The organism is Streptomyces sp. NPDC059008 (genome assembly GCF_042749045.1).
Taxonomy (GTDB): Bacteria; Actinomycetota; Actinomycetes; order Streptomycetales; family Streptomycetaceae; genus Streptomyces.
Genome location: NZ_JBHYJC010000034.1, coordinates 16,424 through 35,300 on the forward strand (window position 1 = coordinate 16,424; position 18,877 = coordinate 35,300).

Genomic DNA, 18,877 nt, shown 5'->3' on the forward strand with positions numbered 1-18,877 from the left:
GCTCACTGCCCGGACGTGGCAACTCTGGCACATCTTCCCGGACCCTCGGCGCGAGGGTCCGCCAAGCGACGTTCCGTCCCCGAACGGGGTGCTGGTCCCGGTTTCGTCCGTCGCCGCGAGGACCGGGCGTGCCGCCGCGGCCCGCCGGCCCGGGCGCGGCGGCAGGCCGCGTCCGACGGGGCACGCCCCGTGTGGGGGTGCCCGTGACGGCGAGGGCGGCGGCGCGGGGTCCGTCGTGGCGTACCCACCGTCCCAGGGTCCGGCCGCACGAGCGCTCTGCTTGCACGGGGGCTCACACGTTTGGGGGCGCCCCGTCGATCGGGCGTCCGAGCACGCCGGGGCGTCTGTGCCAGGGGCGGGGGCCGCCGGGCGGGCGGTAGTCGACGCCGAGGGCGTCGAGGCGGGCGTAGTGGACGGCCATCCGCCGGGTGAAGTCCTGGTAGTCGCGGTCGGCCGGGGCCGGCAGCCGCGACCAGGCGACCTCGGCGAAGGCGGCCAGCCGCGGGAAGACCTGGTAGTCCAGGCGCGCCTGGGTGTCCATGGCCTCGGTCCAGGCGTTCGCCTGGGTGCCCAGGACGTGCGCGGCCTGGTCGTCCGTCAGCTCGGGCGGCACCGGCTCGAAGCGGTAGACGTCCTCCAGGGTGCGCACGAAGCCGATCGGCACCGGCTCGTCGGGACAGGAGTGCTGACGGTGGTCCAGATACACCTGCTGTTCGGGGCACATGACGACGTCGTGGCCGGATTTGGCCGCGGCGATCCCGCCCGCGTAGCCGCGCCAGGAGGAGACGGCCGCGCCCTCGGCCAGGCCGCCTTCGAGGATCTCGTCCCAGCCGATCAGCCGCCGGCCGCGGTCGGCGAGCCAGCGGTCGAAGTGCCGCATGAACCAGCTCTGCAGCTCGTCCTCTCCGGCGAGGGAGAGTTCGGCGATCCTGGCCTGGGCGGTGGCGGAGGCCCGCCACTGGTCCTTGGGGCACTCGTCGCCGCCCACGTGCACGAAGGTCGAGGGGAAGAGGTCGAGGACCTCGTCGAGGACGTGCTCGTAGAACCGCAGGACGTGGTCGGTGGGCGCCAGTACGTTGGGGTTGACGCCCCAGGTGTCCCAGACCTTCAGGGAGGTGGTGTCGACGACGTCGGTGTTGCCGAGTTCCGGGTACGCGGCGATGGCGGCCTGCGAGTGTCCGGGGATGTCGATCTCGGGGACGACGGTGATGTGCCGCTGGGCGGCGTAGGCGACGATCTCGCGGATGTCGTCGTGGGTGTAGTAGCCGCCGTGCGGGCGCTCGTCCCAGAGGGGGGAGGCGCGGTGGCCGAGCTTGGTGCGCTCGCGCCAGGCGCCGGTCTCGGTCAGCTCGGGGTAGCGCTGGATCTCGATGCGCCAGCCCTGGTCGTCGGTCAGGTGCAGATGCAGGACGTTGAGCTTGTGGGCGGCGAGCAGGTCGAGGTAGCGCAGCACCCCGTCCTTGGGCAGGAAGTGCCGTGCGACGTCGAGCAGCATGCCGCGCCAGCCGAAGCGGGGGGCGTCCTCGATGGTCTGCGGCGCCAGGACGGCGAGCGCCCGCGGGGCGAGCGGGGCCCGGCGGAAGGCCTGCGGGCCCAGGAGCTGACGCAGCGTCTGCGCTCCCCAGAAGACCCCGGCCGGGCCGCCGCCGGTGATCCGTACGCCCCAGCGGGCGTCGGCCTCCAGGCGGTAGCCCTCGGCCGGCAGGGCGCCGTCGAGGGCGAGGGCGAGGGTGTCGGTGGCCTCGGCGGAGCCGGGCGGCAGCGGGAGGCCGAAGGCCGCGCCGAGGGTGGTGCGCAGCCAGCGCGCGGTGTCCTCGGTGCCGGGCGCGGCGGCCAGCGCGGTGTTCTCGTCGAGGCGGACGGCGCCGAGGCCGGGGCCGTCGATGCTCAGCGGGGCCGGGATCAGGCCGCCGCCGGGTCCCGTGGGGGTGTCCGTGTCCGGCATACCGTCAGTCCTTCACCGCGCCGCCCAGGCCCGAGACCGGTCGGCGCTGTACGCGTACGAAGAAGACCAGCACGGGGGTGGTCGTCACGGTCGATGCTGCCATGATCCCGCCCCCGGCGCTGCCGTCGGACCGTCAACTGCCCCAGGGGGTGCAGGTTCTGGGCCTGCCGCACGGGCCGGCCCGGACTTGAGGTACGCCCAACCCCCACAAGGCGGGCGTCACCGCACGGGCCGCCTCTCCACGGGGTCGCCGCCGTCCGCCCGCCCCGTCCGGGAGCGAGGACGGGCCCGGGTCCACGAGGGACCCGGGCCCGTAGCCACTGCGGGGCACCGCTGCCGCCCGGACGGGGGCCGGGTCGTGCGGCCACTGCCGTTCCGGGCGGGACGGCGCACGGCCGCTACTTCTTGCCGCCGTCCTTGCCGCCCTTGTCCTTGTCGCCACCGGCGCCCATGGACTCGAAGATCTCCTTGCACATGGGACAGACCGGGTACTTCTTCGGGTCGCGACCCGGGACCCAGACCTTGCCGCACAGCGCCACGACGGGGGTACCGTCGAGCGCGCTCGCCATGATCTTGTCCTTCTGGACGTAGTGGGCGAAGCGCTCGTGGTCGCCGTCGCCGTGCGACACCTGCGGTGTCGGCTCTACGAGGGTCCCCGTACCTGCCCCGCGCTCGGGCTCAAGAGTGCTCATAACTGCCAAGGGTACTCACGCCCGCCGCAACCCGGGAGCGTCGGCCCGCCGCCAGGTGGAGCACCAGACCCGCCGCCGCCACCCCGGCGGCCGCCCACGGCAGCGCGTAGGGAGCCAGCCCCGCCCCGAGCGCCAGCCCGCCGAGCGCCGAGCCCACCGCGCTGCCCAGATAGAGCGCCGAGTTGTTCAGTGCGAGGGCGACCGTGCCGCGCTCCCCGGCCACCTCCAGCAGCCGGTGCTGCTGGGGCACCTGCGCCGCCCAGCCCGCCGCGCCCCACACCACCAGCGCCACCACCGCGCCGGGCAGCGCCGCGGCGGCCAGCGACGGCAGCAGCGCCTGCGCCACGGCGATGGTCACCAGCACCCCGCCGACCAGCGCCCGGGTCGCGCCCGTACGGTCCACCAGCGGCCCGGCCAGCACGCTGCCCAGCACCCCGCCGGCGCCCCAGGCCCACAGGTACGGGGCCACCTCGCCGACGCCGCCCGCCGCGGCCAGCACCGGCGCGAGGTAGGTGTACAGACCGAGGCTGGCCACGGCGGCCAGGAAGGACACCCCGACGACCGGCGCCACCGCGCGGTCCGCGACGGCCGCCAGCCGGGCCCGCACCGGCACCGCGGGCTGCGCCGGGACCTGCGGCAGCAGCGCCGCCAGACCGGCGAGCGCGACCGCGCCGAGGCCGGTGAGCAGCCACATCGTGGCCCGCCAGCCGGTGTGCTCGGCCAGCAGCACCCCGATCGGCACGCCGAGTACGGTGCCCGCGCTCATCCCGCCCATCACCAGGGCCAGCGCCCGCCCGCGCCGCCCCTGCGGCGCCAGCGCGGCGGCCGCGGCGGTGGACAGCGCCGAGTAGACCCCGGCGCCGGCGCCCGCGACCGCCCGGGCGGCCAGCAGCGTGCCCAGCGAGGGGGCGAGGGCCGTGGCGCCGTTGCCGAGCGTGAAGACCGCCAGCGCGACCAGGATCAGCAGCCGGGGCCGTACGCCGGAGAGCAGTCCGGCGACCAGCGGCGCGCAGATCGCGTACGCCAGCGTGAAGACCGTCACCAGCTGGCCCGCCAGCGACACCCGGGTACCGATGTCGTCCGCGAGGACCGGCAGCAGTCCGGCCATCACATACGCGTCCAGGCCGAGGGTGAACGCCCCCAGCGTCAGCAGCCACACCTTGCGCACGTGCTCATCTCCCGTGATCGTCCGGAGCGCTGGGTTCCGTGCGCCCCGGGGTGAACCGACGAGAGAAACGTAGGGAGTCTCCGGATGGCCGGGGAAATGCCCGGTGAGGGGTACTTATGCTGGGGCGGCATGAATGACGACAGCGCGCACCGCGGGGCCGCGGGCGCCGCGGACCCGGCCCCCGGGCCCGACCCCGGCCCCGCCCTCGACCCCTTCTGCGACCGTGCCCTCGACGGCATCGAGCTGCGGCATCTGCGGGGTTTCCTCGCCGTCGCGGAGGAGCGCAGCTTCACCCACGCCGCCGACCGGCTGCGGATCGGCCAGCCCGCGCTGACCCGGACCGTCCGGGCGCTGGAGACCACGCTCGGCGCCCGGCTGCTGGACCGTACGACCCGCCGGGTCGACCTCACCGACGCCGGCCGCCGGCTCTACACCGACCTCGCCCCGCTGCTCCCCCGGCTGGCCGCCGCGCTCCGCTCGCCCGCCGGCCCGTCGATCCTGCGACTGGGCTTCACCTCGCTGCTGCCCGCCGCCTGCACCCCGCTGGCCACGGCCTTCGAGGCGGCGACCGGGGCCGGCGTGCGGCTGGTGCGCCGCGACGCCCCGCTCGCCGGGCTGCAGAGCGGGGAGGCGGACATCGTGGTGCTGCGCGGCGAGGTGCCCCACGACGCCGGGCTGCGCACTGCGGTCCTGCTCCGCGAACCGCGGGTCGCCGCCCTGCCCCGCACACCGTTCCCCGCGGGTGACCGAAGCGGCACCCGTACGCCGGGCCTTTCGCCGGGCCGCCCCGGAGGCAAGGGCTTCACCGGCGCGCAGCAGGACGCCCTGCGGGCCGTGGCCCGCCGCCGGGTGCTGGACTGGGACGAGTTGGCCGGGCTGCCGCTGGTGGTCAACACCGTCACCGGCAGCACCCGGCCCGAGCTCTGGTCGGCGGACCGGCGCCCCCGACTCTCCTGCACCGCGGGGAACTTCGACGAGTGGCTGGAGGCCGTCGCCGCCGGGCACGGTGTCGGGGTGGCGCCGGAGCCGGTGGCCGAGCGCCACACGCACCCCGGCATCCGCTACGTACGCCTGAAGAACGCGCCCGCCGTGCCCGTCCATCTGGCGCTGCCCGCCCGCGACGCCCATCCGCTCGCCGAGCGGTTCTTCACCCTGGCGACCCGGTGACCCGGCGGGCACAGCAGGCCCGGCAGGCCGCCCGCTACGACGCCACCGCGACCCCGCCCCGGTCGCCGGCCGTCAGGCCCAGCTCCGCGGCGAAGGCCAGCGCGGCCTCCGGCCGGACCTCGTACCAGGAATCCTTGTCGCAGACCGCGTCCAGCAGCGCCGCGACGTCCCCCGCGCCGACCGTGCGGGCCTCGGCCGCGGCGAGGAAGGCGCACACCGCGGGGGCCGCGTCCCGCTCGGTCTCGGTGAGCGCCACGAGGTCCTCCACGATCTTCGCCACCGCGGCGTCCCCCGGCGCGACCCAGCTCATGGCCATCGCCAGGCCGTCGTCCGGCAGCTGGGCGGGGTACGGCGCGCGGGCCCAGGCGCCGTCCTGCCACCAGTAGACGAACCCGAGGAGATTGCCCTCGGCGTCCTCGCGCAACCGCTCCCAGGGCAGCCACGCGGGGCCGCCGGCCAGGAAGTCGATCTGCCGGCCCCCGCTGTGCGTATGGCTGCCGTCCGCGTCCTGGCCGCACAGCACCGCCCGGCCGTCGGGGCACGGCGTCAGCCGCCACCAGTAGCTGCCGCCGGCGTTCCAGCACTGCAGCCCCTTCTCGCTCCAGGAGAACTCGTCCCCGTCGTCCATGGCGGCCGCCACCACCGCCAGCGTCGCGGCGCGCGCCCAGAGCCGCTCCGGGCGGTCCAGGTCCTCGGGCACACTCGGCCTGTGCATGGCGCTCTCCCCCGTCGTCCAGCGCGGCCCCGCCGACGCGGCCGCGCACCGTCCCCTGCCGTCTCGCACCATAGCGACGAGGACTGACAATTCCCCATGACGAAGCCGTCACAATAATCCAGCGCTCAACAACATCCGGCCGGTTCGCGACGGCGCGCCCGGCCGCGCGCCCGCCGCTCAGTTCAGGGACGGATCGTCCGGGTACGTCGCGACCATCGCCAGCTCGTTGCGCTGGCGCCGCAGCACCGCGCGCCACAGCTGCTCGGGGTCGGGCGAGGAGACGTCGCCGGGCTCGGACTCGACCACGTACCAGGCGCCCTCCACCAGCTCGTCCTCCAGCTGGCCCGGCCCCCAGCCCGCGTAGCCGGCGAAGATCCGCAGGCTGCCGAGGACCGCCGCGAGGAGTTCGGGCGGCGCCTCCAGGTCGACCAGGCCGATCGCGCCGTGCACCCTGCGCCAGCCCAGCGGCTCGTCACCCGACTGCAGGCCGGTGCGGTCCGCGGCCTGCACACCGGCCGTCTCCTCACCGTCGCCGGCCGGTCGTGCGCCGCCGTCCGCGGGGGCGGCGCCGCCCTCACCGGAGAGGCCGCCGGGCACCACGGCCACGCCGAGCGCCGAGTCCAGCGACACCGGGCCGCCCTGGAAGACCACCCCCGGCTCACCGGCCAGCGCGGCCCAGGGCGCGAGGATGTCCGCGACGCCGACCGGCGTGGGGCGGTTGAGGACCACGCCGAGGGAGCCCTCCTCGTCGTGGTCGAGGAGCAGCACCACCGCGCGGTCGAAGTTCGGATCGGCGAGCGCGGGCGTCGCGACGAGCAGCCGGCCTGTGAGCGAGGACACCTCGGTCATGGGCACATGATCCCGCACTTCCGGCCGAAGCGGGGAGTCAACGCCCACGACCGCGCGAAAGCAGGGCAGGGCGTACGGCGGCAGCACCGGGCGCACGCTTTTCCCCGCCGGCGGCCGCCGCTCGCCCTCCGGCCGGACATTCAGGGCATTTAGCAACGCTTCACCCATAAGGCGATTACGAATCAAAGGCGGACCGTAGCGGAGTGTGTTGTGACAAAGCCATTACATGCTCAGAGCCTGCACGGGCCTACGGACACACCCTCGGCCGCCCTTACCATTTCTGCTTGGCCCTGCCCGTCTCCAGGAACGCGAGATCCATGACCGTCTCTACTGACGACGTACTGCTTGTCCACGGCGGCACCCCGCTGGAGGGCGAGATCCGGGTTCGCGGTGCGAAGAACCTCGTACCCAAGGCCATGGTCGCCGCCCTGCTCGGCAGCGGCCCCAGCCGGCTGCGCAACGTCCCCGACATCCGGGACGTCCGCGTGGTGCGCGGGCTGCTGCAGCTGCACGGCGTCACGGTCCGCCCGGGTGACGAGCCCGGCGAGCTGGTCCTCGACCCCTCGCACGTGGAGAGCGCCAACGTCGCCGACATCGACGCGCACGCCGGCTCCTCGCGGATCCCGATCCTCTTCTGCGGCCCGCTGCTGCACCGCCTCGGCCACGCCTTCATCCCGGGCCTGGGCGGCTGCGACATCGGCGGCCGGCCGGTGGACTTCCACTTCGACGTGCTGCGCCAGTTCGGCGCGAAGATCGAGAAGCGCGCCGACGGGCAGTACCTCGAGGCCCCGCACCGGCTGCGCGGCTGCAAGATCCGCCTGCCCTACCCGTCGGTCGGCTCGACCGAGCAGGTGCTGCTGACGGCCGTACTGGCCGAGGGCGTCACCGAGCTGTCGAACGCCGCCGTGGAGCCGGAGATCGAGGACCTGATCTGCGTGCTGCAGAAGATGGGCGCGATCATCTCCATGGACACCGACCGGACGATCCGGATCACGGGTGTCGACAAGCTCAACGGCTACACCCACCGCGCCCTCCCCGACCGCCTGGAGGCCGCCTCCTGGGCGTCCGCGGCGCTGGCCACCGAGGGCAACATCTACGTCCGCGGCGCGCAGCAGCGGTCGATGATGACCTTCCTCAACACCTTCCGCAAGGTCGGCGGCGCCTTCGAGATCGACGACGAGGGCATCCGCTTCTGGCACCCGGGCGGCTCGCTCAACGCCATCGCCCTGGAGACCGACGTCCACCCCGGTTTCCAGACCGACTGGCAGCAGCCCCTGGTGGTCGCGCTGACCCAGGCGTCGGGGCTGTCGATCGTCCACGAGACGGTCTACGAGTCCCGGCTCGGCTTCACCTCCGCGCTCAACCAGATGGGCGCGCACATCCAGCTCTACCGCGAGTGCCTGGGCGGCTCCGCCTGCCGCTTCGGCCAGCGCAACTTCCTGCACTCCGCGGTCGTCAGCGGCCCGACCCGGCTCCAGGGCGCCGACCTGGTCATCCCCGACCTGCGCGGCGGCTTCTCGTACCTGATCGCGGCGCTCGCCGCCCAGGGCACCTCCCGGGTCCACGGCATCGACCTGATCAACCGCGGCTACGAGAACTTCATGGAGAAGCTGGTCGAGCTCGGCGCCAAGGTGGAACTGCCGAACGGCGCGCTGCGCAACTGAGCGGCCCGTCAGCCGACGTACCGAAGGGGCGGTCACCCGAGCCGGGTGGCCGCCCCTGGTGCGTCCCGGGAAGGCCCCGGCGTTGCGGGTGCGACGGGTCGGACGCCGCCGCGTGCGCCGTCCCCGTCCGGTGCGGACCGCGCTACGCCGCACCGCGGCCCCGGCCGCCCGCCGGTGGCCGTCGCCTCCACGGCGCCCGTCCCGGCGCCCCCCAGACGGCCGTGGCGGGCCCTGAGGGGCGCGCCCGGCCCCGCTGTGGCGGCACGCACAAGGGCGGCCACCCCTGGAAGGGGTGGCCGCCCTGTTGTGCCGTGCGGAGGGCCTTACTTGCCCTTGGCGGCTTCCTTGAGCTTGGAGCCCGCGGAGACCTTCACGCTGTAGCCGGCCGGGATCTGGATCGGGTCGCCGGTCTGCGGGTTGCGCGCGGTGCGAGCGGCACGGTGGGTGCGCTCGAAGGTGAGGAAGCCGGGGATGGTGACCTTCTCGTCGCCCTTGGCGACAACCTCGCCGGTCACCTCGGCGAGGGCGGCCAGAACGGCGTCGGCGTCCTTGCGGGTCACCTCGGCGCGATCGGCCAGAGCGGCCACCAGCTCACTGCGGTTCATGTTTGTACTCCCGTGTTCTTCTTGCCAATGAGGCGTGCCACGCGGCTTTGGCCGCATGTAGGGCACAGCGAAGCCGATGCTGCCAGGGTCCTCGGACACTCTCCGGACCCAGGTCTGGTGCCAGACCCTCTCGCCCGGTTACGCATCCTGCCCCTACCTGCGGCGGTAAAGCCAATCCGGCACCCAGCAGGGTCACACGAAAAGCGCCACTGGCTGCACCTGGTGACGCTCCGTGCCGACCCCGCTCCGTACCGGCCCCAGAAGACGGCGGCCACACACTGCCCGCCACCCTATGGGGCCCCCAACGAGGGCGTGTCGCGCGACGCGCCGTGCTCAGACCGCCGTGGTGGCCGTCACAGCGCCGTCGCCGCCCTTGGCCGCGTTCCGCACCGCCCCGGCCACCGCGCCCGCGACCTTCTCGTTGAAGACGCTGGGGATGATGTAGTTCGGGTTGACCTCGTCCTCCAGGACGACGTCCGCGAGGGCGCCGGCCGCGGCCAGCATCATCTCGGTGTTCACCGTACGGGAGTGGGCGTCGAGCAGGCCCCGGAAGACGCCGGGGAACACCAGGACGTTGTTGATCTGGTTGGGGAAGTCGGAGCGGCCGGTGGCCACCACGGCGGCGGTCTGCCGGGCGATGGCGGGGTCGACCTCGGGGTCGGGGTTGGCAAGTGCGAACACGATCGCGCCGTCGGCCATCTTCGCGACGTCGTCGCCGTCCAGGACGTTGGGCGCGGAGACGCCGATGAACACGTCCGCGCCGACCACGGCCTCCTTCAGGGTGCCGGTGACGCCCTCGGGGTTGGTGTTGTCGGCGATCCAGCGCAGCGCCGAGTCCGGGTCGGCGTCGACGAGGTCGGTGCGGCCGGCGTGCACCACACCGTGGATGTCGGCGACGACGGCGTGCCGCACACCGGCGGCGATCAGCAGCTTGAGGATGGCGGTGCCCGCCGCGCCGGCCCCGGACATCACGACGCGGACGTCCTCGATCTTCTTGCCGACCACGCGCAGCGCGTTGGTGAGCGCGGCGAGCACCACGATGGCGGTGCCGTGCTGGTCGTCGTGGAAGACCGGGATGTCCAGGGCCTCGCGCAGCCGCGCCTCGATCTCGAAGCAGCGGGGCGCGGAGATGTCCTCGAGGTTGATGCCGGCGAAGCCGGGGGCGATGGCCTTGACGATCTCCACGATCGCGTCGGAGTCCTGGGTGTCCAGGCAGATCGGCCAGGCGTCGATGCCGGCGAAGCGCTTGAAGAGCGCCGCCTTGCCCTCCATGACGGGCAGCGCGGCCTTGGGGCCGATGTTGCCCAGGCCCAGCACCGCGGAGCCGTCGGTGACGACCGCGACGCTGTTGCGCTTGATGGTCAGGCGGCGGGCGTCCTCGGGGTTGTCGGCGATGGCCTGGCAGACCCGGGCGACGCCGGGGGTGTAGACCATGGACAGGTCGTCGCGGTTGCGGATGGGGTGCTTCGACGACATCTCGATCTTGCCGCCGAGGTGCATCAGGAACGTACGGTCGGAGACCTTGCCGAGCGAGACGCCCTCGATGCCCCGCAGCTGCTCGACGATCTCGTCGGCGTGGGCGGTGGAGGTCGCCGCGATGGTGACGTCGATGCGGAGCTTCTCGTGTCCGGACGCGGTGACGTCGAGGCCGGTCACCGAGCCTCCGTGGGACTCTACGGCCGTGGTGAGCTGGGAGACCGCGGTTCCGCTCGCGGGCACCTCCAGCCGGACCGTCATCGAGTAGGAGACGCTGGGCGCCGTTGCCATGGCCGACTTCCTCTGCTTTCACCGTGTCGCTGGATCGCGTCCGATCGTCGCACCTACCGCCGAGTACGTGGTAGCCGCCCCGTATTGCGAACGTTTTGTTCGCGCGCGGTGGGTGGAGCCGGAAAACTTCTTCCACCATACGAGAGATGATCGTGCGGGCGGAACCCCTCCGGGACAGTCGTGAGCACCGCCACGCGAAAACGGCTGCGGGCGCCTCTCCCTGTGGAGAGACGCCCGCAGCCGACGTTGGCGACACCGACCCGCCATGCTCGCCTCGCGGCAAGTGGTCGCTCGTAGCGACGATGGTTGGGCCCGGGGGCTTGGATCGAGCCGGTGCCGTCACCCAGGCTAACAAACCATCTCCGGAAGCGAATCCCGTCGTGGGGCACCGATTTCCAAGACCGCCCGTACGGCGGCCCGCCCCCGGCCCCTTCAGTCCCGCAGCAGGTCGGGCACCCCGGCCGCGTCCGGCTCGTCGCGTCCGGCGGAGAGCACGGTCAGCTGCTGGGTGGCCCGGGTGAGCGCCACATAGAGCACCCGCAGGCCGGCCGGGGACTCGTCGGCGATCTCGGCCGGCGAGACCACCAGCGTGGCGTCGTACTCCAGGCCCTTGGCCTCCAGGGAGCCCAGCGCCACCACCCGCTCGCCCAGCGGGGCGAGCCAACGGCGGGCCTGCTCGCGGCGGTTCATCGCCACCACGACGCCGACCGTGCCGTCGACCTCGCCCAGCAGCCGCTCGGCCTCCGCCACCGTGGCGCGCGCCAGCGCCCCGTCGTCACGGCCCGCGCCCTCCCCGTCCCCGGCGAGCGCGAAGCGGGGCTCGACGCCCGTGGAGCGGACCGCCTTCGGCGACTGCATGCCGGGCATCGCCAGCGCCAGCACCTTGCCGGCCAGATCGGCGATCTCCGCGGGGTTGCGGTAGTTCACGGTGAGCGTGAAGCGGCGGCGCGGGCGGGTGCCGAGCGCCTCTCGGCGCGCGAGGTCGGCCTCGTCCGGGTCGGACCACGACGACTGCGCCGGGTCGCCGACGACGGTCCAGGTGGCGTGCCGGCCGCGGCGGCCGACCATCCGCCACTGCATCGGCGTCAGGTCCTGCGCCTCGTCGACGATGACATGGGCGTAGTCGGTGCGCTCCTCCTCCAGCCGCTCGCGCCGGCCGCGGCCGCCGCTGCGGTCCGCGAAGGTCGTCAGCTCCTCCAGGCCCGTGAGGTGGTCCAGCGGGTCGGCCTCGCGCGGGCGGGGCGGGCGCGCGGGCGCACCGAGGATCAGCTGCAGCTCGTCCAGCAGCGCGACGTCGTGCACCGACAGCGGGCCCTGACCGCGGTCGTCCAACCGCCGCAGGGAGCGGGCGAGTTGGCGCACCTCGCGCGGGTTGAGCAGGCGGCGCGCCCAGCGGCCCAGCAGCCGTTCGTCGGCCATCGACGCCAGGACCGCGCGCGGGGTCAGCTCCGGCCACCAGGACTGGAGGAACTCCTGGAAGTCCGCCTCGGTGGTGATGTCCTCGTCGAAGCCCTCACGGGCCTCGGCGGCCAGTTCGGGGTCGGTGTAGCGGCGGCCGGCGCCCGACTTGGCCCACAGCGCGTCCAGGATCAGCCGGCGGGCGCGCGGACGCAGCAGGTTGACCGGGGCGGTGCCGCCGAGGGCCGACTGCCGGATGGCGTGCAGCTCGTCGGCGTCCAGCTCGATACGGGCGCCGAAGGCGACGACCCGCAGCCGGGCCGGGGCGGGCCGCGCGGCGCCGCCGCGGGTGCGGCGGCGCGAACCGGCCTCGGGGGCGGGTGCGGCCAGGTCCTCCAGGGACAGCTGGTCGCCCGCGACGGCGGGCGCCGGCCCGGCCGCCGGTGCCGCCAGCTCCAGCGCCCCGCGGGCGGCCTTGCGCAGCAGCTTCTGCATCCGCGAGGAGCCCTTGATGCGGGCCACCGCCGGCGGGTCGTAGGCGGTGGCCTCGGCGCCGTCGACCAGCGAGCCCAGGGCCCGGATGGCCACCTGGCCCTCCTCGCCGAGGGACGGCAGCACGCCTTCGGTGTAGGCGACCAGCAGCGGTGTCGGGGAGACGATCAGGATGCCGCCCGCGTAGCGGCGCCGGTCCTGGTAGAGGAGGTAGGCGGCGCGGTGCAGGGCGACCGCGGTCTTGCCGGTGCCGGGCCCGCCCTCGACCTCGGTGACGGAGGCGGCGGGGGCGCGGATGACCATGTCCTGCTCGGCCTGGATGGAGGCGACGATGTCGCGCATGGTGTGGCTGCGGGCCCGGCCGAGCGCCGCCATCAGCGCGCCGTCGCCGATCGCCGGCAGCTCCCGGCCGTCCAGCGTCGCGGTGACCTCCGGGCGCATCAGATCGTCCTCGACGCCGAGGACCCTGCGGCCCTTGGAGCGGATCACGCGCCGGCGGACGACCCGGCCGGGGGCGACCGGGGTGGCGCGGTAGAAGGGCGCGGCGGCCGGCGCCCGCCAGTCGATGACCAGCGGGGAGTAGTCCGCGTCGAGCACGCCGAGGCGGCCGATGTGCAGCGTCTCGGCGATCGCGGCGCGGTTGTCCTCGATGGCGCCGTCGGCGGGCTCGACGGAGGTGTAGGCGCCGTCCGGGCCCTTCTTGCCGTCCTTGCCCAGGAGCAGGTCGATCCGGCCGAAGAGGAAGTCCTCGTACTCGGAATTGAGGCGGTGGAGATGGACGCCGGCCTGGAAGACCTGCGCGTCGCGCTCGGCGAGCGCGCCGGGCGTGCCGACCTGGCCGCGCTTGGCGGCGTCGTCCATCAGGAACTCCGCCTCGTGGATCTTCTCCTCAAGGCGCCGGTAGACGCGGTCCAGGTGCGTCTGCTCGGCTTCGATCTCGCGGTCGCGAACGGAATCCGAGGCGTGATCCGGTGCGTGCGTGGCGTTCTGCGCGGCCACCCAGGCCCCCTTCTGCTGTGCGTAGGGCAGCCGTCAACCGTACGCGAACCAGGGGCCCTGCGCACCTGGTGAAAGGGACAAAGTCGGGCGGATTTGGTCGGATGTTGATTCGGACCGGTACGTCGGGCGCCTCAGACCTTCACGGTGGCCAGCCGCCTGCCCTCCAGCGTGTTGATCTCGAAATGGTCGATGTCGCCGCGGTTGAGGGCCGCGCCGCCGGCCGCGTAGAGGGGCTCGCGGTTCCACTTCGCCGGGCTGCCCTCGATGCCGTAGCCGCCCTTGGGGACGGCCCAGGTCGTGACGGTCTGCCGCCGACCGTCCTTGCCGACCGCGACCAGGTCGCAGCTGAGCGGCCCCTTGACGTTGGCGAGTTCGAGGACGACCTGGGTGCCCCAGGTGCGGGGTGCCATGGACACGCCCGCCGAGACCTTGGTGTCCGGGTCGACGGAGCGGACCTGCTCGCCCTCGGCGTACTGGGCCCGCACGGCACTGGCGAGCGGCGGGGCCGGCTTCTGAGGCTCCCCGCCCTTCAGGGAGAGCGCGGCGAGCGGTCCGCCGACGATCAGCACGACGGCGGCGGCGACCAGGAACAGCCGGCGCCGGGCGCGGCCGCGGCGCACCTCGGTGACCTCGTCGAGCAGCCCGTCCAGCAGCCCGGGGCCGGGCACGGCCGTGATCGTCTCCACGGTGGGGGCGGACGCCTTGAACTCGGCCAGCACCGGCGTAAGGCCCATGAGCTGCTCCAGTTCGGCGGCGCACCGGTCGCAGCCGACCAGATGCACCTCGAACCGTTCCGCGTCGGCGGCGTCCAGGACGCCCAGCGCATAGGCGCCGACGTCGGTGTGCCGGTCCGGCTGCGTGGGCGGGGTCACTCCGTCACTCCTCGTTCCTCAAGCGAGAGCCGCAGGGAGCGCAGCGCGTAGAAGACCCGGGACCGGACGGTCCCGGCCGGCACGCGCAGCACCTCCGCCGCCTCGCTGACCGTACGCTCCTTGAAGTACGTCTCGACAAGGGCCTCTCGGTGGGCCTGGCTCAGGTCGCCCAGCGCCTCGGAGATCGTCATCAGGCGCAGCGCCCGGTCGATCACGTCGGTGGCGGGCATCATCTCCAGCGGCGTCGCGTCGACCTCCTGGGGCCGGGCCTTGCGGCTGCGATGCCCGTCGATCACGATCCGCCGCGCGACGGTCACGAGCCAGGGGCGGATCGAGCCGGTGGCGCGCTGCAGTTGCTCGGCGTTGCGCCAGGCCCGCACCAGTGTCTCCTGCACCACGTCCTCCGCGCGATGGCGGTCGCCCGCCACCAGTCGCAGGACGAAGGCGAGGAGCGGGCCCGCGTGCTCGTCATAGAGGGCTCGCATGAGCTCCTCGTCAGGTGTCGTCCTGTCTGCCACGACGGCATCCTTACGCACTCCAACTCCCGGGTCGATAGCGCGGATCGCCCAAGATCGCCGGGGACCTGGCCATGAATCGGACTTGCGGTGAGGAGTACGGACGCTACGGGCGGGGCGTTCAGCGGTCGGCCGAAATATTTTCCGCGGCGGGGGCGGGGGCGGCGGCCCGGGACGGCGGGACCTCGTCGGCCGCTCCCCGGCGCACCATCGTGCGCCGGCGGTGCCGCGCCACCCGCGCCCGGTTGCCGCACACCTCGCTGGAGCACCAGCGGCGGCGCCGGCCGCGCGAGGTGTCCAGGTAGACCAGCGAGCAGCTCTCGCCCGCGCACTGGCGCAACTGCCCCCGTGCCACCGCGTCGGTCAGCAGCCCGACCGCGTCGCGGGCCACCGCGGCCAGCAGCCCGGCGCAGTCCGGCGGGCCGGGCAGCGTACGGGCCAGGGCGCCGTCGGCGGTGCGCACCGCGCGCGCGGCGGGCGGCTGCCCGGCGGCGGCCGCGGAGTTGAGCAGGGTCAGGTCGCCGTCGGCCGCCCGGCCCCGCAGTTCGTCGTGCACCACCCGGCCCAGCAACTCGCGCAGCGCCCGGAAGCGGGCGACCCAGCGGCCGTCGACGCCCTCCAGCGGGGCGCCGGGCGGCACCAGCCCCGCGCCGACCAGCCAGGCCGTCAACTGCTCGGGGCCGGTGAGGCGTTCGGCCGGGGCACCGCCGGCCGTGGCCACCAGGTCCAGGCAGATCCGCCCGCAGTCGAACCGCAGGTCGCAAGGCGCCGCCATGTGCCTGTCACTCCTTAGGGCCTACTCCGGCGGGTCGGGGCCGCACAGGCCCGGGGAACCCACCACGCGTGTGCTCCCCAGAGTGCCCGGCGCGCGGTCCGGCCGGAACCCTCCGGAAGGCGTCCGCCGCCCGGCCGTCCGCCCGGCACCCGGCCGCGGGCGGACGACGGGGCGCCGCGGACGCGCCCCTCGGACAGCCCCTAGACGCCGTCGTACTTGTCGGTGTCGGCGTGCGGATCGAGCGACAGCCGGTACCCGCGCTTGACGACCGTCTGGATCAGCTTGGGCGCGCCCAGCGCCACCCGCAGCCGGGCCATCGCGGTCTCCACCGCGTGCTCGTCGCGGCCCGCGCCCGGCAGCGTGCGCAGCAGCTCGGCGCGGGAGACCACCCAGCCCGGACGGCGGGCCAGCGCGCGCAGCAGCGCCATCCCGGCCGGCGGCACCGGTCGCAGCGCGCCGTCCACCACGGCCGCCTGCCCGCGGATCTCCAGCCGCCGCCCTGCCACCGGCAACGGCCGTACCCGGCCGGGCAGTTCCCGGCACAGCAGCTGCACCAGCGGCCCGAGGCGGAATCGCTCCGGCTGGAGCGTGGCGACGTCGACCGCCTCCAGCGGCAGCGCGGTCACCGGCCCCACACACACCGGCAGTACCTCCTGCCGCAGCGCCGTCAGCACCTCCGGCTGGATACCGCGCTCCGCGGCGCGGCTCAGCAGCGACGCGGCGGCCGGTGCGCTGGTGAAGGTCACCGCGTCCACGGCGCCGGAGACCACCGCGTCCAGCAGCCGGTCGACCGGGCCGATGTCCTCCGGCGGCATCCAGCGGTAGACGGGGACGCCGACCACCTCCGCGCCGCCGGCCCGCAGCGCCTCCACGAACCCCGGCAGCGGCTCCCCGTGCAGCTGGACGGCCACCCGGCGCCCGGCCACGCCCTCGGCCAGCAGCCGGTCCAGCACCTCGGCCATCGACTCGGAGGCCGGTGACCACTTCTCGGTCAGCCCGGCGGCCCGGATCGCGCCGCGCACCTTCGGTCCGCGCGCCAGCAGCTCCACACCGGCCAGCCGGTGCAGCAGCGCCTCGCCCAGGCCCCAGCCCTCGGCGGCCTCGACCCAGCCGCGGAAGCCGATGGCGGTGGTCGCCACGACGACGTCGGGGGCGTCGGCGATCAGGTCCCGGGTCGTGGCGAGCAGTTCGGTGTCGTCCGGCAGCGGGACGATGCGCAGCGCGGGCGCGTGCAGCACCTGCGCGCCGCGCCGCTCCAGCAGCGCGCCCAGCTCCTCGGCCCGCCGGGCGGCGGTCACCCCGACGGTGAACCCGTCCAGCGGCCGGACCGCCGGCCTGGTCTCCGGCTCCGTCCGCTCCGGCTCCGTCTGCCCCTGTTCGCCCTGCTTGTGCTGCTGATCGTGCATGGCCCGCTCCGCCCAGAGTGGTTGTGCTGCGTCTCTGGCGCACCGGCCGCCGCGGCTCGGGCGGCACGGGGTGCCAAGGTGCCAAGGCTGCCAACGGCACGTGACAGGCTCGGTCCTCCAGTATTTCCCCGCGGTTACGGCGCGGCGCGCGGCGGCCCGCTCCGGCCACCGCGGACAAGGCCCGGCGCGGGGCGCGGCGCGGCGGCCTGGATACGACCGCCGTGCCGCGCCGGCCGGCTCAGACCTCCGCGTAGACCGGGCGCCGCTCCCCGTCGGCGGCCGGCGCCGTCCCCGCCGGCGCCGTACGCCGCGCGCGGGCCGCGGGGCGCAGGTACACCGCCCAGGTCACCGTGGCGCACACCACGTAGCAGGCCAGGAACGACACGAACGCGGGCGTGCCCGAGCCGGTCGCCGCGAACGACTGCCGGAAGGCGAGGTTGATGCCCAGCCCGCCCAGCGCGCCGACCGCGCCGATCAGCCCCATCGCCGCACCCGACAGCCGCCGCCCGTGGGCCTCGGCCGCCTCGCCCACCAGTCCGCGCCGCAGCGCCTCGGCCTGGAAGATCCCCGGGATCATCTTGTACGTGGAGCCGTTGCCGAGCCCCGACAGCACGAACAGCGCGATGAAACCGGCGAGGAACACCGGCAGCGACCGCACCGACGAGGCGTAGATCACCACGCCGGTGGCCAGTCCCATCGCCGCGAAGTTCCCCAGTGTGATGCGGGCGCCGCCGAACCGGTCCGCGAGCCGCCCGCCGATCGGCCGGATCAGCGACCCCAGCAGCGGCCCGACGAACGTCAGCGACGCCGCTTGCAGGGGCGTGCGCGCGAACTGGATCTGCAGCACCAGGCCGAAGGCGAAGCTGTAGCCGATGAACGACCCGAACGTGCCGATGTACAGCAGCGACATCACCCAGGTGTGCGGCTCCCTGACGGCGTCGCGGGCCGCTCCGGTGTCGTTCGTCACCGGGGCGAGGTTGTCCATGAACCGCGCCGCGAGCACCGCGGCGAGCACGATCAGCGGCACGTAGACGGCCAGCACGATCCGCGGGTGCCCGGCCCCGGCCGTCCCGATCACCAGCAGCCCCAGCAGCTGGATCACCGGCACCCCGATGTTGCCGCCGCCGGCGTTCAGCCCCAGCGCGACCCCCTTCTTGCGCAGCGGGAAGAAGGAGTTGATGTTCGTCATCGACGAGGCGAAGTTCCCGCCGCCGACCCCCGCCAACATGGCGACCAGCATGAACGTGGTGTACGAGGTGCCCGGCTCCATCACCACCGCGGCCGCCGCGGTCGGCACCAGCAGCATCGCCGCGCTGATCACCGTCCAGTTGCGCCCCCCGAACAGCGCCACCGCGAAGGTGTAGGGCACCCGGAGCACCGCGCCCACCAGCGTCGGCATCGCCACCAGGAAGAACTTCCCGGCCGGATCGATCCCGTACTGCGGCCCCATGAACAGCACCATCACCGACCACAGGGTCCAGATGGAGAACCCGATGTGCTCGGAGAGCACGGAGAACACCAGGTTCCGCCGGGCGACGCGCCGGCCGGTCTCCCGCCAGAACCCCTCGTCCTCCGGCTCCCAGTGCTCGATCCACCGCCCGCCGCGCCGCGTGCGTGCCTCGGTACCGCTGTGGTCAGGACTGTCGCTACGGGTGCCGGCGGCCTCGGCCGTCATCGCGCCTCCCAGGGAGTCGGGTCATCTGCCCCGAAGGTAGGGACGGCCGGTTTCCGGTGCCGTGGCGGGGAGGTGACCGCCCGGAAACCTTGCGCTCACCGGGAGCGGGGACGGTACGTGAGCGACGGCGGACGCCACGGCGTACGCGCCGGCGGCGGACGCCCCGAAATGCC

Annotated in this window: 15 protein-coding genes and 1 pseudogene; 2 read left to right on the plus strand and 14 right to left on the minus strand. The window is 74.2% G+C overall.

Features of this window, described 5'->3' with window-relative positions; genetic code table 11:
• Window positions 1-292: 292 nt before the first annotated feature.
• The 4 genes and pseudogenes from ACFWZH_RS29480 to ACFWZH_RS29495 form a co-directional block, all read right to left on the minus strand.
• A complete protein-coding gene (locus ACFWZH_RS29480) occupies window positions 293-1,945 on the minus strand; it encodes a beta-N-acetylhexosaminidase (RefSeq protein WP_384437830.1) in 1,653 nt (550 codons plus the stop codon).
• 4 nt (window positions 1,946-1,949) lie between these two features.
• Window positions 1,950-2,063: pseudogene (locus tag ACFWZH_RS29485) on the minus strand (carbohydrate ABC transporter permease); the annotation flags it as partial.
• Window positions 2,064-2,343: 280 nt separating this feature from the next.
• The gene (locus ACFWZH_RS29490; protein WP_026169910.1) at window positions 2,344-2,637 is read right to left on the minus strand and encodes a DUF3039 domain-containing protein; all 294 of its coding nucleotides are present in this window, start codon (window positions 2,635-2,637) and stop codon (window positions 2,344-2,346) included.
• Window positions 2,624-3,805: an MFS transporter gene (locus ACFWZH_RS29495; protein WP_384437833.1), complete on the minus strand. Its 1,182-nt coding sequence runs from the start codon at window positions 3,803-3,805 to the stop codon at window positions 2,624-2,626. Before ACFWZH_RS29495 ends, ACFWZH_RS29490 begins: the two co-directional genes overlap by 14 nt.
• 129 nt (window positions 3,806-3,934) lie before the next feature.
• On the opposite strand from ACFWZH_RS29495, the gene ACFWZH_RS29500 reads away from it, so the two are divergent.
• Window positions 3,935-4,972: a LysR family transcriptional regulator gene (locus tag ACFWZH_RS29500; RefSeq protein WP_384437836.1), complete on the plus strand. Its 1,038-nt coding sequence runs from the start codon at window positions 3,935-3,937 to the stop codon at window positions 4,970-4,972.
• 34 nt (window positions 4,973-5,006) lie between these two features.
• Here ACFWZH_RS29500 and ACFWZH_RS29505 read toward each other — a convergent pair whose 3' ends face one another.
• On the minus strand, window positions 5,007-5,687 hold the full coding sequence (locus tag ACFWZH_RS29505; protein ID WP_384437839.1) for a hypothetical protein: 681 nt from the start codon (window positions 5,685-5,687) through the stop codon (window positions 5,007-5,009).
• Window positions 5,688-5,864: 177 nt separating this feature from the next.
• Window positions 5,865-6,536, minus strand: a complete 672-nt coding sequence (locus ACFWZH_RS29510) for a YqgE/AlgH family protein (RefSeq protein ID WP_384437842.1) — start codon at window positions 6,534-6,536, stop codon at window positions 5,865-5,867.
• 317 nt (window positions 6,537-6,853) lie between these two features.
• Between ACFWZH_RS29510 and murA the strand changes: the two genes are divergently transcribed.
• A complete protein-coding gene (gene murA / locus ACFWZH_RS29515) occupies window positions 6,854-8,200 on the plus strand; it encodes a UDP-N-acetylglucosamine 1-carboxyvinyltransferase (protein ID WP_384437844.1) in 1,347 nt (448 codons plus the stop codon).
• Between the two features lie 323 nt (window positions 8,201-8,523).
• Here the strand turns inward: murA and ACFWZH_RS29520 are convergent, their stop codons facing one another.
• The 8 genes from ACFWZH_RS29520 to ACFWZH_RS29555 form a co-directional block, all read right to left on the minus strand.
• Complete coding sequence (locus tag ACFWZH_RS29520; RefSeq protein WP_006605312.1) at window positions 8,524-8,805, minus strand: HU family DNA-binding protein; 282 nt, start codon at window positions 8,803-8,805, stop codon at window positions 8,524-8,526.
• A 333-nt stretch (window positions 8,806-9,138) separates the two neighbouring features.
• Window positions 9,139-10,572, minus strand: coding sequence for an NAD-dependent malic enzyme (locus ACFWZH_RS29525; RefSeq protein WP_384437848.1), 1,434 nt, complete (start codon window positions 10,570-10,572; stop codon window positions 9,139-9,141).
• Between the two features lie 432 nt (window positions 10,573-11,004).
• Window positions 11,005-13,461, minus strand: a complete 2,457-nt coding sequence (locus ACFWZH_RS29530; protein WP_384437851.1) for a HelD family protein — start codon at window positions 13,459-13,461, stop codon at window positions 11,005-11,007.
• Between the two features lie 131 nt (window positions 13,462-13,592).
• Window positions 13,593-14,333 carry an anti-sigma factor family protein gene (locus ACFWZH_RS29535; RefSeq protein WP_384437854.1) on the minus strand — a complete coding sequence of 247 codons (741 nt, stop codon included), beginning with the start codon at window positions 14,331-14,333 and terminating at the stop codon, window positions 13,593-13,595.
• The gene (locus ACFWZH_RS29540; protein WP_384437857.1) at window positions 14,330-14,869 is read right to left on the minus strand and encodes a sigma-70 family RNA polymerase sigma factor; all 540 of its coding nucleotides are present in this window, start codon (window positions 14,867-14,869) and stop codon (window positions 14,330-14,332) included. The genes ACFWZH_RS29535 and ACFWZH_RS29540 overlap by 4 nt, the downstream gene beginning before the upstream one ends.
• A 100-nt stretch (window positions 14,870-14,969) precedes the next feature.
• A complete protein-coding gene (locus tag ACFWZH_RS29545) occupies window positions 14,970-15,623 on the minus strand; it encodes a CGNR zinc finger domain-containing protein (protein WP_384437860.1) in 654 nt (217 codons plus the stop codon).
• A gap of 200 nt (window positions 15,624-15,823) precedes the next feature.
• Window positions 15,824-17,029 (minus strand): uroporphyrinogen-III synthase, encoded by a 1,206-nt coding sequence (locus ACFWZH_RS29550; RefSeq protein WP_384437863.1) that lies wholly within the window; start codon window positions 17,027-17,029, stop codon window positions 15,824-15,826.
• A gap of 238 nt (window positions 17,030-17,267) precedes the next feature.
• Complete coding sequence (locus ACFWZH_RS29555) at window positions 17,268-18,704, minus strand: nitrate/nitrite transporter (protein ID WP_384437866.1); 1,437 nt, start codon at window positions 18,702-18,704, stop codon at window positions 17,268-17,270.
• Between the last annotated feature and the right edge of the window lie 173 nt (window positions 18,705-18,877).